9 protein-coding genes are annotated in these 12570 nt (G+C 44.8%); 4 read left to right on the top strand and 5 right to left on the bottom strand.

Translation table 11 applies throughout. The features are described 5' to 3' along the window. Positions 1–2: 2 nt before the first annotated feature. Positions 3–695, bottom strand: a complete 693-nt coding sequence (locus G9G57_RS12625; protein WP_016819022.1) for a response regulator transcription factor — start codon at positions 693–695, stop codon at positions 3–5. Between the two features lie 548 nt (positions 696–1243). On the opposite strand from G9G57_RS12625, the gene ectB reads away from it, so the two are divergent. Continuing rightward, complete coding sequence (gene ectB, locus G9G57_RS12620; protein ID WP_019687204.1) at positions 1244–2506, top strand: diaminobutyrate--2-oxoglutarate transaminase; 1263 nt, start codon at positions 1244–1246, stop codon at positions 2504–2506. 93 nt (positions 2507–2599) lie between these two features. Here ectB and G9G57_RS12615 read toward each other — a convergent pair whose 3' ends face one another. The 3 genes from G9G57_RS12615 to G9G57_RS12605 form a co-directional block, all read right to left on the bottom strand. Beyond that, on the bottom strand, positions 2600–3118 hold the full coding sequence (locus G9G57_RS12615; RefSeq protein WP_017428554.1) for an NAD(P)H-dependent oxidoreductase: 519 nt from the start codon (positions 3116–3118) through the stop codon (positions 2600–2602). A 168-nt stretch (positions 3119–3286) separates the two neighbouring features. Beyond that, positions 3287–4411: a GGDEF domain-containing protein gene (locus G9G57_RS12610; RefSeq protein WP_017428555.1), complete on the bottom strand. Its 1125-nt coding sequence runs from the start codon at positions 4409–4411 to the stop codon at positions 3287–3289. Positions 4412–4506: 95 nt separating this feature from the next. Beyond that, complete coding sequence (locus G9G57_RS12605; RefSeq protein ID WP_164965023.1) at positions 4507–6942, bottom strand: GH36-type glycosyl hydrolase domain-containing protein; 2436 nt, start codon at positions 6940–6942, stop codon at positions 4507–4509. Between the two features lie 224 nt (positions 6943–7166). Between G9G57_RS12605 and G9G57_RS12600 the strand changes: the two genes are divergently transcribed. After that, a complete protein-coding gene (locus G9G57_RS12600) occupies positions 7167–7901 on the top strand; it encodes a thioesterase II family protein (RefSeq protein WP_016819027.1) in 735 nt (244 codons plus the stop codon). 16 nt (positions 7902–7917) lie between these two features. Beyond that, positions 7918–8775, top strand: coding sequence for a sugar phosphate isomerase/epimerase family protein (locus G9G57_RS12595; protein WP_123797185.1), 858 nt, complete (start codon positions 7918–7920; stop codon positions 8773–8775). Positions 8776–8856: 81 nt separating this feature from the next. Here the strand turns inward: G9G57_RS12595 and G9G57_RS12590 are convergent, their stop codons facing one another. Then, positions 8857–9225 carry a DUF423 domain-containing protein gene (locus tag G9G57_RS12590; protein WP_017428559.1) on the bottom strand — a complete coding sequence of 123 codons (369 nt, stop codon included), beginning with the start codon at positions 9223–9225 and terminating at the stop codon, positions 8857–8859. 277 nt (positions 9226–9502) lie between these two features. Here G9G57_RS12590 and G9G57_RS12585 point away from each other — a divergent pair, with 277 nt between their 5' ends. Next, the gene (locus tag G9G57_RS12585; RefSeq protein WP_019687208.1) at positions 9503–12490 is read left to right on the top strand and encodes a glycoside hydrolase family 48 protein; all 2988 of its coding nucleotides are present in this window, start codon (positions 9503–9505) and stop codon (positions 12488–12490) included. Positions 12491–12570: the final 80 nt, after the last annotated feature.

The raw sequence follows: 12570 nt of genomic DNA, 5'->3' as shown, positions 1-12570 counted from the left end.
CGTTATTGCATAAATTTGTAACCGATTCCCCAAATGGTCTTAATCAATTGCGGTTTCTTGGGGTCTTTTTCGATCTTTCTACGTAAATGGTTAATATGTACGTCCACTGCCCTCTCATTAATAAAGGAGTCTGTGCCACGGAGAGCCTGAATCAAGGCATATCTACTAAATACAATTCCTCGGTTCGTATAAAAAAGTTTCATTAGCTCAAATTCCGAATAGGTCATCTCTACCATCTGACCATTAACGGTAACCATTCTTCTCGCCAGATCCAAAGTAATGCCTGTTTCAGGTTCAGCTACAGGTGAAATGCCTCTTCCTTGCAAGCGTGTGATTTTGATCCGACGGAAAAGAGCTTCGATCCGTGCTTTGAGCTCTTGCATACTAAAAGGCTTGCAAATATAATCATCTGCTCCCAACGTAAGTGTACGAATGCGCTCTGAAATGTCGTTTTCTGTAGAAATCACGATGATTGGTACGTCCGTATGCTTGCGTATCAGTGGGCAGGGATTCACGCCATCCAAATCTGGAAGCAACAGATCTAGTAAAATAATATCGGGCTGTACCCTATCGAGTCGGGCAATACCCTCAGTCGCTTGTTCCACTCGTGTAACGTGGTAGCCTTCCCCTGTTAAATATAAGGAGAGAGTGTCACCCAGCATATTATCATCTTCAATAATCAAAACATTAGACATGATGTGTTTCCTTATCTATTTTTAAATTTAGCAAGTTCTTTTGATAGAGTAAACTCCTTTGGTCAGTCTGTCAAAAGCTCAGCTTTATTATGGAAATCCAGTCTCCGGACGATCTAGATATATATCTATTTGATATGAAAATGTACTATTTTTGAGATTTATTACTATATTACGTCATATTTCATATTTATTTAACAATATACTGCAAGGAAATGTCCTAAAATTACAATAAATTAACAAAAGATCTCAGAAACATGCATTGACTTTAATGAAAATTATGGTATTTTATTACATAGGAGTTGACATCCTCTGACAGACCTCTTAGAAAACCCCACTATTTAATCTTCTATTCATCTTACTCTCAATGTGCATCTCTGTTGTATTCTTTTGTACTCTATATGTTCTTGTGATCGTACTCAAGATTTTATGGTGTGGATATCCCATTGTGAATTCAGACTGTCTACTCATTTTAGATTACATATTTACACTTTTTTTGCTTTCCATGCTTGTATTTTTCAAAAATCAGGTCAGCGGGAGGACGAATATTTATGAACACATTCGAAACACTGGAGTCCAATGTAAGGTCTTATTGCAGGAGTTTTCCAGTTGTTTTCAACAAAGCGAAAAACGATGTTTTGTACACGGAGGCAGGAGAGGGATATATTGACTTTTTCGCCGGTGCAGGGGCTCTAAATTATGGGCACAATAATGACTTTATGAAAAACCGGTTACTAGATTATTTAACCTCCGATCGGATCATGCATGGTCTGGATATGTACACCACGGCCAAGCAAGAGTTTATAGAGTCTTTTTCCGAGCGTATTCTCCGGCCTAAGGGCTTGAATTATAAGCTTCAATTTTGCGGACCGACGGGAACCAATGCGGTGGAAGCAGCACTGAAACTTGCGCGTAAGGTAAAAAAAAGAAATGGTGTTTTTGCTTTTATGGGCGCGTTCCACGGTATGTCGCTCGGTAGCTTATCGATTACCAGCAATAACTCCATGCGAGAGAGCGCAGGAGTCCCACTGAATAATGTTACCTTTATACCTTATAACAGCACATTTAACGGAATGGATACCATTTTGTACATGGAACAGCTTTTAACAGACACTCATTCCGGTGTGGAGAAGCCTGCTGCGATTATTTTGGAAACGATACAGGCTGAAGGCGGTATTAATATTGCAGATAACGAATGGCTGCGTGATTTGCGACAGCTTTGCGATGATCATGATATCTTGCTCATTGTTGACGATATTCAGGTCGGTTGCGGCCGAGTTGGTTCGTTCTTCTCGTTTGAGCGAGCAGGCATTGTGCCTGATATGGTTGTCTTGTCCAAGTCGATCAGTGGATACGGTCTGCCAATGTCCTTGTTGCTGCTTAAGCCAGAACTGGATATTTGGAGTCCTGGTGAACATAACGGCACCTTCCGTGGAAATCAGCTAGCGTTTGTCGGAGCAAAGGCAGCGCTGGAGTTCAGAGACACGGTTGGGTTGGAAGCCCAAGTGAAGGAAAAAGAAGCTTTTGTTCAGCAGTTCTTGCGTGAACATATCCAAACAATGGATCCACTTATTGAAATTCGCGGCTTGGGACTGATCTGGGGAATTGATGTGACCCATTTGGGAGAAGCCTTCGCCAAGGAGGTTGCAACTCTCTGCTTTAGTAAGGGACTTATTATTGAGCGAGCTGGGCGTAACGATACGGTACTTAAAATTATGCCAGCGTTGACGATAAGTATGGAGAACTTGAGCAAGGGCTGCAATATTATTAAAGAAAGCATGGCTCAGGTAACGAGTAACTTGGTTACGCTGTAAATGTAATTCTATCAGCAAAGCCCCTTGGTTGGAGCCAACGTCTGCTGTAGGGCAAGCAGGTGTGGGCACCTTCCAAGGGGTATTTTGTGTAAATTAAGAAATAACCGCCTGCACGTATTTTTGTGCAGATTGCTCCAACTGCTCATCTGTCAAAACTCCGGCACCATACTGCACGAAATAAGGGAGCAATTTGACACCAATCAGAAGGCCTGTAGCTTCAAAAGGTCTCAACAGCTCTTCGATCGTATATCTGTTTCTTCCGTCATGTTGATAGTTCTCCTCCACGCTGGCAGCAGACAAGGCGATCAACAACTCTTTGCCCTGTAGCTTGTCACCTTCGCTTCCATAAGCCCAGCCGTAGGTTAAAACCTTATCCAGCCATTTTTTCAGCAGGGGAGGACTGCTATACCAGTAAAAAGGGAATTGCAGAACGATACGATCATGCTGCTCTAGCAGTTTTTGCTCATGGGCAACGTTGATTTGCTCATCCGGATATACTTCATACAGGTTGTGAACGGTCACACTGGATTGCTTTTTGAGTTCTTGCATCCATCTTTTGTTAACGCGAGACTCTGCAAGATCAGGGTGAACAACAATAACGAGTGTTGACATGTAAAACCATCTCCTTAAAGCTTATTTTTCGTAAGTAAATAACCATTCCGCGTGTAACCATTTTAGTTTGCAATCCATAAAATTGTCAACTCTTCTCAATTTTAAGTTTCTACATACAAAAAAACTCCGACAACTATATGCCGGAGTTGCATTAAATGCATTTTTACATTAAGCGATATGGTTAAGAGCAACAATTTTATTTTTACCGGAGCGCTTGGCTTGATACAAATAGTCGTCTGTCTCCTGGAAAAATACATCTTTGTCTTTGTTCATATCCTCGGTATAGCTTTTTAATCCAATGCTTACGGTTACAGAAACGATTTGCATTTTCTCCTGAAAGGTCATTTTCTCCACTTCACGCCGAATGTTCTCTACAATCTGGTAAGCTTCCTCAAAAGTATGCTCGAACATCAAAATAGCAAACTCCTCACCGCCATAGCGGGCCGGAATGTCATTTGCTGTAATCTGCTCTGTAATAATTTGCGAGATGCCTTCCAAAATTTTATCTCCAAACTGATGCCCGTAAGTGTCATTGATCTTCTTGAAATTATCAATATCCACTAACGCCAGATGGATGATCGCGCCTTGTTCGGCATATTCCAGTGCTTTTTCATAAAAGTTTTGGAAAGACAAATGATTGTATAGCTTCGTTAAACCATCAGTCATGGACATTTTACTAATAATCGCGTTACTGATCATTAATTCCTGCTGAGCACGCTTTGTTTTGTATAAATCCACTAACAAATCGCGGCCGCTGGCCTGAATAATGAGGGCAATAAAGGTGGACATAATCAAAAATGTCGGAATCGCCACGATATCAAAGTCTGACAAATAGCTGCGGAATGATCCATCTATTGCTAGCAATAGAAAGAAGACGATCACTTGCAATACAAAAGAAAGCCATATTAAGCGACGATTGAAGAACAAGATTGAAGAGAAAATAGGCAACAAGCACAATGCTGGAATAATCCGAATGTCATAGTTAAGGCGAATAATCATCCAACAAATGACGGTGCTTGCCATAAACAGAATCACAAAAGAATACCTGTTAAATTTAAAATGTGCCAGTTCTGCAAGTAAGTTGGATCCACTCATGATTAGTGTGGGAACAATAAGGACCCCAACGTAAAATTCATAAGGCGAAGCGGGATAATCAAGGAATAAGTAGCTGCCCAGCTGGACAATAAAATGTACGGTTATAATCATCCAGTAAAGTAATAACATTTTGCGCACCCAGCGGGCTTGCTTTGTTCTGTAATCCATGGTTTGAGTAAGCCGTTTTGTCTTGTTCATGATGTCACCACACTTAATGTATCTATAGCCATTCTCGTATTATAAGATACTATGTGGTGAAGTTGAAGCTAATTTTTTTGAAGGGCACGAACTCGTTAGCCCAGTAACACTTTTACCTGGTGAATAGTTCCATCTCCTGCAACCGGCAGAATATTATTCGTTAGAACAGTGCCATCTACGGTAACTGTAGCTACACCTTTGGAGACGTGCTGTGGATTCGTGATATGAATCACATAGGTGTCGCCTCGGAAGACACGGGTGACTGTGAATTCTCCCCAGGATTTGGGGATGCACGGATCAATACGCAGACCGTCCCATTCCGGCTGAATACCGAGGATGGATTGAGTAATAGCTATAAAATTCCAAGCCGCAGTACCCGTTAGCCAGGAATTTTTGGCTTCACCTTCACGAACCGCATCCTTGCCCGCAATCATTTGAGCATACACATATGGCTCGGTACGATGAATGTTGCTGATGTCCTCTAGATAAGCGGGAGCAATTTTGCTATACAGCTCGAAAGCGCGATCACCGCGTCCTATGACAGCTTCTGCCATCATAATCCAGGGGTTATTGTGACAGAAAATACCTGCATTTTCCTTATACCCAGGAGGGTAAGAAGAGATTTCACCCAGATTAATATAGTAGCGGGAATAAGGCGGATGTTGTAGTACAATGCCGTAGGGAGTTTCCAGCCGATCACGTGTAGAGTCGAGAGCTTTATGAGCCAGGCCTTCTTCAATGCCAATTCCTGCCATTACACAGAAGCCTTGAGGCTCTATGAAAATTTGCCCTTCCTCACAATCCTTGCTCCCTATTTTGTTACCATAATGGTCGTACGCACGCAAGAACCATTCCCCGTCAAACCCATGCTCCAATGTGGCTGTCCGCATACGATCCACATGTCCTTGAGCGGTGACTGCTTCTTCATTCAAACCTCTGCGCTTGCAAAGCTCAATAAAATCCGGTCCAGTATACACGAATAGTCCGGCGATAAACACAGATTCGGCTATGCGGCCCTCCAAATTCTGTGTCGTCTGATAGGACTCATCTGGCGTAGCAGAAAAACAGTTGAGATTCAGACAGTCGTTCCAGTCAGCCCGACCAATGAGCGGAAGACCATGCGGACCGAGATTGTCTACAACATGATAAAAAGAACGCTTCAAATGTTCAAACAGCGAAGCGGCACGATCTATATTCCCGTCAAAGGGAACTTGTTCATCCAGTATGCCAAAGTCTCCGGTTTCTTTGATATATGCTGAGGTACCGACAATAAGCCACAGCGGATCGTCGTTAAAGCCACCGCCAACCTCGTGATTTCCTTTTTTGGTTAACGGTTGGTACTGATGATATGCCCCGCCATTTTCAAATTGAGTAGAAGCGATGTCGATAATCCGTTCCCTTGCCCGCTCCGGTATTTGGTGGACGAAGCCGAGCAAGTCTTGATTTGAATCCCGAAAACCCATACCACGTCCAATACCGGATTCAAAATACGAAGCCGAACGTGACATATTGAATGTAACCATACATTGATACGGGTTCCATATGTTCACCATTCGGTTCAGCTTGTCATCGTGACTTTGAAGGGTGTACTTAGACAGCAGATTGTTCCAATAACTTCGCAGCTCACTTAACGCACGGTCCACATCGGTTTCATCCGCAAATTGCGCGATCATAGCATGAGCCTGTTTTTTGTTAATAATACCGGGGGACTCCCATTTTTCTTCCTCTGGGTTTTCCACATATCCGAGTACAAAGTTACAGCTTGTTTCTTCGCCCGGCTCCAGTGTAATCTCAATGCAATGCGATCCGATAGGGGACCAGCCGCTGGCTATCGAGTTAGACGCTTGCCCTGCGGTGATGGTGTGGGGCTGATCCAGTCCGTTGTAGAGACCCAAAAAAGCTTCACGGTCTGTGTCATAGCCCGCCAGCGGACGATTCGCAGAGAAAAAAGCATAATGATTGCGGCGCTCACGGTATTCTGTCTTGTGATAAATGACAGAGTCCTGTATTTCAACTTCGCCTGTGTTCAAGTTACGCTGAAAATTGGTCATATCGTCATAGGCGTTCCACAGGCAGAATTCGACGAATGAAAAGAGTTTGATCTTTTTAGTTTGTAACGATGTGTTCTGAAGCTTGACCTGGTGGACCTCGCCGTCAAAGGATAGGGGCACAAAAGCTAGTTGCGTAGCCCGAATCCCTCTGCGTTCCCCCATAATTGAGGTATATCCAAGTCCATGACGGCATTCATACTGCTCCAGGTCCCTTTTAACCGGCATCCAGCCCGGAGTCCAATAATCTCCATCATCATAAATATAAAAATAGCGGCCACCGTTATCGACAGGAATATTGTTGTACCGGTAACGTGTTAAGCGACGTAAGCGAGCATCTCGATAAAATGCATAGCCGCCGCCTGTATTGGAGATGAGTCCAAAAAATCGTTCATTACCTAAATAATTAATCCAGGGATACGGAGTTTGAGGGGTGGTGATGACATATTCTTGGTTGGCATCATCGAAGAAACCATACTTCATGGCGCAGGACTCCTCTCAAATTGGAAAAATAAAAGACCCAACACATGATTATATTCAAACATACAGCAGTTCTTCCTTAAGAAAGACATTTCCTGCTTTATGCAAAATGTGCTTGAATTCGTCAACCCTCTTTTTCGAATTTGCAAAATATTTGAAATGGGTAAATATACCTTTTTGTGCTAAAATAAAAAAGTTAGAATTCCGCAACACAGGAGGTTGCAAGAATGGTACCTATCACATTATTTTTCATCCCATATGCAGGCGGATCGGCATCAGTCAGCTTCAAATGGAAAAAGCTGCTGCTTCCACAGATTAAACTTGTCCCTTTGGAATTGGCGGGCAGAGGTATTCGTTCTGGGGAACCGCTTAAGGATAGTATTGAGGAGATGAGCGAGGATCTGCTGCATCAAATCAGCCATGAGTTAGCCCCTGGTGATCCTTATGCCATATACGGTCACAGCATGGGTACGATGATTGCATTCGAGCTGTATTATAAGCTGGTGGCTGGAGGATATGGCCAGCCGGCTCATCTATTTGTTTCGGGTGGACGGGCACCGCATATCCCAAGAAATCTCCCGTGGTTACATGATCTGCCTGCAGATCAATTCAGAACGCATTTGCAGAGGTATGGTCAACTTTCGGAAGCCATTTTTGACAATCAGGAATTGTATGACTATTTTATGCCAGTATTAAGAGCAGATTTCAAAGCAGTCGAGATGTATAAGTATATGAGCAAAGCCACGCCTTTACATTGCCCTATCACCGCCTTGACAGGACTGACTGATAACACGGTGGCCCTACAAGATGCAGAGGCGTGGGCACAGCATACGGATCAGCAATTTCGTGTGTTTACCTTTGAGGGAGGACACTTCTTTATTCATGATGAAGTAGAACGAATTACAGAAATCATCAATGAGTCCTTGGAGCTGAGTACGGCGATTAGTAGAATACAAAAATAAAAAGAGGTGATTTTTAGTGACAGTAGGTGTATTGGCACATTTGTTTGGCAAGTTGCCTTATCGCGAGTTGGCTGCAAAGGTAGGTGAAGCGGGCTTTACTCATGTTCAGCTCGCTCCGTGGAGAGCGATCAGTGATGTCGATTTTAATAAACCTGGCAAGTTCAATCCGGGATTAGCATTGTCTATCGCTGAGGAATTTCGTAAGTACGGAGTATCCATATCAGTGCTCGGGTGCTATTTGCATTTTTTTGTACAGGATGAGGAATTGTTACGTGAAAATGTAGAGCGTTTCAAAGAGCTGATCCGATACGCAAGTCTGTTAGGAGCACCAATGGTTGCAGCTGAAGTCGGACGCAATGAGGATGGGACCCCTTATTCGGAGCGAGACTGGAGAGTTGTAAAAGAAGTTGTGCGAGAATTAGCAGATGAGGCGGAGAAATGGGGGGTATTCGTAGGATTGGAGGCTGCTAACGATCATTTGGTCGGAACAGCAGCAGAACTGGCTACCTTTCTGGAGGAAGTACCGTCTTCACACATAGGCGTTGTGATTGATCCAGGTAATTTGCTAAAAACGGAAAACCTAGAGCGACAGGATGAGATCATCCGCGAAGCTTTTCAGCTGCTGGGACCTCGGATTATCGCAGCGCATGCCAAAGACCGACGTTTGTCATCATCAGGTGAGATCGAGACCGTACCGCCGGGTTTTGGTGACATGAACTATGGTCTATATATGGAACTGCTGGAGCAGTACAAGCCAGGGGTCCATATTATTATGGAAGCTGCTCAGGAGCATGAAATGGCTCAATCCAAACGCTATATCGAAGGTCATCGGATCGCGGCTCAGAAAGCACAGCAAGTGCAAATGAAATCATAGACGCGTTCATCTTCATCAATAAATCGGCCATGATACAGGAGACTTGGAAGCGCCTACTTTTCCAAGTCTCTGTTTATTTGTTTAGCCTTGTATTACCGCCACAATCACAATGACCCAGCTTGCCAAAAAAGCCAGCCCGCCAATCGGGGTGACGGCTCCAAGCTTTTTCACACCAGACACACTAAGAACATACAGACTGCCGGAAAACAGAAGAATGCCCACCAGCATAACCCAACCTGCGGTTACAATAAGAGAAGAATGGGCAAGGTTGCCTGCAAGAACTCCCAGCAGCAACAAACCCAAACCGTGAGCAATTTGATATTGAATTCCTGTCTGGAATATACTCATCATGTCTGCGGAAAGTCTTTTTTTCAACGCATGCGCCCCGAATGCTCCCAGAGCTACAGCTAAAAACATCACAATACAGCCAAGCAACAGCAACACTTTCATGTTTTAACGCCTCCTTGTGAAATAGTACCGATTCCTATCGATTTCGTCAATTTTCCTTGTGCAACTCTAAACATATAGAATTTTTCGACTCTCATTTGGCGACTAGTGTGGTATATTCTTGCCAGGGCCAATGTGAAGCATTTGGAGCTATGGACAGCGTGTCCTCCACCTTTATAACGGGAAAGTGAGGTGATGGCGCTGTCTTTTTGTGCTGTCGTTTTTCGGAACCAAATTTTAAGTAAAGCCAATATTGATAATGGAGAGGATGAATGCAAAAGTGATCAGTAGAAAATCTGTGTTCAGAAAATCTGTCTCTATGGTCATGTCAGCCATTTTGGTACTTCCGTTAAGCTTGGGTTTATTTCAGGCCGAACCCGACCGTGCATCAGCCGCAACCCCTGAATCAACACGCTTTTTGCAAATGTATAAACAACTGAAGGACCCAGCTAGCGGTTACTTTTCTAAAGAAGGTATCCCTTATCATTCCGTTGAAACACTTATGAGTGAGGCGCCTGACTATGGACACTTAACGACCTCGGAAGCATACAGCTATTGGATGTGGCTAGAAGTTCTCTATGGTCATTATACCGGGGATTGGGGTCATTTGGAATCGGCATGGGACAACATGGAGAAATATATCATTCCTGTTAATGAGGGTGACGGTAAGGAAGAGCAGCCTACAATGAGTAACTATAATCCGAACAGCCCTGCCACTTATGCCGCAGAATATCCACAGCCGGATCAGTACCCAAGCCGTCTGAGTGGTCAGTATGGTGCTGGCAAGGACCCGCTGGACTCTGAGCTGAAGGCAACCTATGGCAACAATCAGACCTACCTGATGCATTGGTTGCTGGATGTAGACAATTGGTACGGTTTTGGCAATCTGCTGAATCCGTCACATACGACGACCTATGTGAACACCTTCCAGCGCGGGGAACAGGAATCGGTCTGGGAGGCCGTACCGCATCCATCGCAGGATAATCACAAGTTTGGCAAGCCTAATGAAGGCTTCATGAGCCTGTTCACCAAGGAAAATAATGCTCCTGCACAGCAATGGCGCTACACGAATGCCACGGATGCGGACGCACGGGCGGTTCAAGCCATGTACTGGGCAAAAGAACTCGGTTATGACAACCAGGTATATTTGGACAAAGCGAAAAAGATGGGAGACTTCTTGCGTTACGGCATGTACGATAAATACTTCCAGAAAGTAGGGAGCGCTTCCAATGGAAGTCCGATTGCTGGCACGGGCAAGGATGCCAGTCTTTATCTAATGGCATGGTATACGGCTTGGGGCGGCGGACTGGGCCAAAGCGGCAACTGGGCTTGGCGGATTGGTGCCAGCCATGCGCATCAGGGCTACCAGAATGTCGTTGCTGCATATGCATTATCGGATAAGGATAGCGGATTGATCCCAAATTCACCTACGGCAGGACAGGATTGGGCGACCTCGCTCAAGCGCCAATTGGAATTTTACACTTGGCTGCAATCTGATGAGGGGGCCATTGCAGGTGGAGCAACGAATAGCTGGGATGGTGCCTACAAGGCGTATCCATCTGGTACGAGCACTTTTTATGGCATGGCTTATACAGGGGCTCCTGTATATCAAGATCCACCGTCCAACAACTGGTTTGGCATGCAGGCTTGGCCTGTCGAGCGGATTGCGGAGCTGTACTATATTTTGGCCAAGAAAGGTGACACTTCGTCTGAGCAGTTTAAAATGGCTAAAGAAGTGACGGAAAACTGGATCGCTTGGTCCAAGAGCTATGTATTTGCCAACGAACGGCCTGTAACTGATGCGCAGGGTTACTATTTGGATGCACAAGGCAAGCGTATTCTGGGTGGCAAAAATCCGAAGGTAGCCACTACAGCGGCTAAAGGTGAGTTCTGGCTGCCGAGCAATCTGGAATGGAGTGGAAAGCCTGAAACCTGGAGCGGATTTGCCAATCATAAAGGAAATGCCAATCTTCATGTCGTAACCAAAAGTCCAGGACAGGATGCAGGAGTGCTGGGCAGTTATGTGAAAGCGCTAACCTTCTTCGCTGCCGGAACAAAAGCTGAAAAAGGAGACTACACCGAGTTAGGCAAGGAAGCCAAAGATCTGTCCAAAGCCTTGCTTGATGCAGCATGGGGCTATAACGACGGCATAGGAATTACAACGAAGGAAGCACGTGAGGATTATTATCGTTATTTTACTAAAGAAGTATATATCCCGAGCGGATGGAGTGGTAAGACTGGGCAAGGCAACACGATCCCAGGCACAGACGCTACACCGTCTGATCCGTCCAAGGGAGGGAATGGTACGTATTCCAGCTATAGCGACATCCGCCCTAATATCACTAAAGATCCGCAATGGTCCTATCTTAAAGACAAATACACGACTTCATGGAACAAACAGACCAAAAAATGGGATAAAGGTGCGCCAGAATTTACGTATCACCGTTTCTGGTCCCAAGTAGATATGGCAACTGCTTATGCAGAGTATGACCGTCTGATTAATGGTAGTGGACCAGCCGAACCTACAGCTCCCAAAGCTCCGGCAAATGTAAAGGCGAGTGCAGGAGATGCACAAGTTACACTAACCTGGAGCAAAGCGACAGGTGCTGATAGCTACACGGTTAAGCGCTCCACAACCAGTGGTGGCCCGTATACCACGGTAGCAACGGTAACTGACGCCACTTACAAGGATACAGGGGTGGTGAATGAAACCACTTATTATTATGTAACAAGTGCAACAAATTCCTTAGGAACCAGCCCGGATTCTGCTGAGGTCAGCGCCAAGCCAACAGCAGCCCCGATTCCGGCGAAGGGAGATGTAATTGCCCAATACCGTGTGGGCGACACCAACCCGGGAGATAACCAGATTCGACCACTCTTCCGTGTCGTAAACAAGGGTAAAGAGGCTCTTGATCTGAAAAACGTCAAGCTGAGATACTACTATACTGTAGATGGCGATAAGGGGCAGGAGTTTCACTGTGATTATGCACAATTGGGCAGCGGCAATGTTCAGGGACGGTTTGTGAAACTGGATAAGGCCGTAACTGGGGCAGATTATTATTTGGAGATCTCCTTTGGAGCCGGTGCGGGAAGTCTGGCAGCAGGGGAAAACACGGGGGATATTCAGATTCGCATGAACAAGACGGATTGGAGCAACTATAACGAAAGTGACGATTTTTCCTATGATGCAACCAAGACCTCTTATACAGATTGGGACAAAACACCTTTGTATATAAACGACAAACGTGTCTGGGGTCTGGAACCTTGATTGTGAACTAAATGTTGAGCAAGGCGGGCGGAACGTGAGTGTGTCTGAATTCACTTCCGTCCGTTTTTTTGTGATCAAAT

Origin of the sequence: Paenibacillus sp. EKM211P (assembly GCF_011066175.1) — a bacterium.
Lineage (GTDB): Bacteria > Bacillota > Bacilli > Paenibacillales > Paenibacillaceae > Paenibacillus > Paenibacillus polymyxa.
This window is presented reverse-complemented; position numbering and strand designations above follow the sequence as displayed.

Bases quoted from the DNA above. Each gene is read 5' to 3' on its own strand.
- ectB (WP_019687204.1), top strand. From the start codon at position 1,244: ATGAACACATTCGAAACACTGGAGTCCAATGTAAGGTCTTATTGCAGG.
- G9G57_RS12625 (WP_016819022.1), bottom strand. From the start codon at position 695: ATGTCTAATGTTTTGATTATTGAAGATGATAATATGCTGGGTGACACT.
- G9G57_RS12610 (WP_017428555.1), bottom strand. From the start codon at position 4,411: ATGAACAAGACAAAACGGCTTACTCAAACCATGGATTACAGAACAAAG.
- G9G57_RS12600 (WP_016819027.1), top strand. From the start codon at position 7,167: ATGGTACCTATCACATTATTTTTCATCCCATATGCAGGCGGATCGGCA.
- G9G57_RS12590 (WP_017428559.1), bottom strand. From the start codon at position 9,225: ATGAAAGTGTTGCTGTTGCTTGGCTGTATTGTGATGTTTTTAGCTGTA.
- G9G57_RS12615 (WP_017428554.1), bottom strand. From the start codon at position 3,118: ATGTCAACACTCGTTATTGTTGTTCACCCTGATCTTGCAGAGTCTCGC.
- G9G57_RS12605 (WP_164965023.1), bottom strand. From the start codon at position 6,942: ATGAAGTATGGTTTCTTCGATGATGCCAACCAAGAATATGTCATCACC.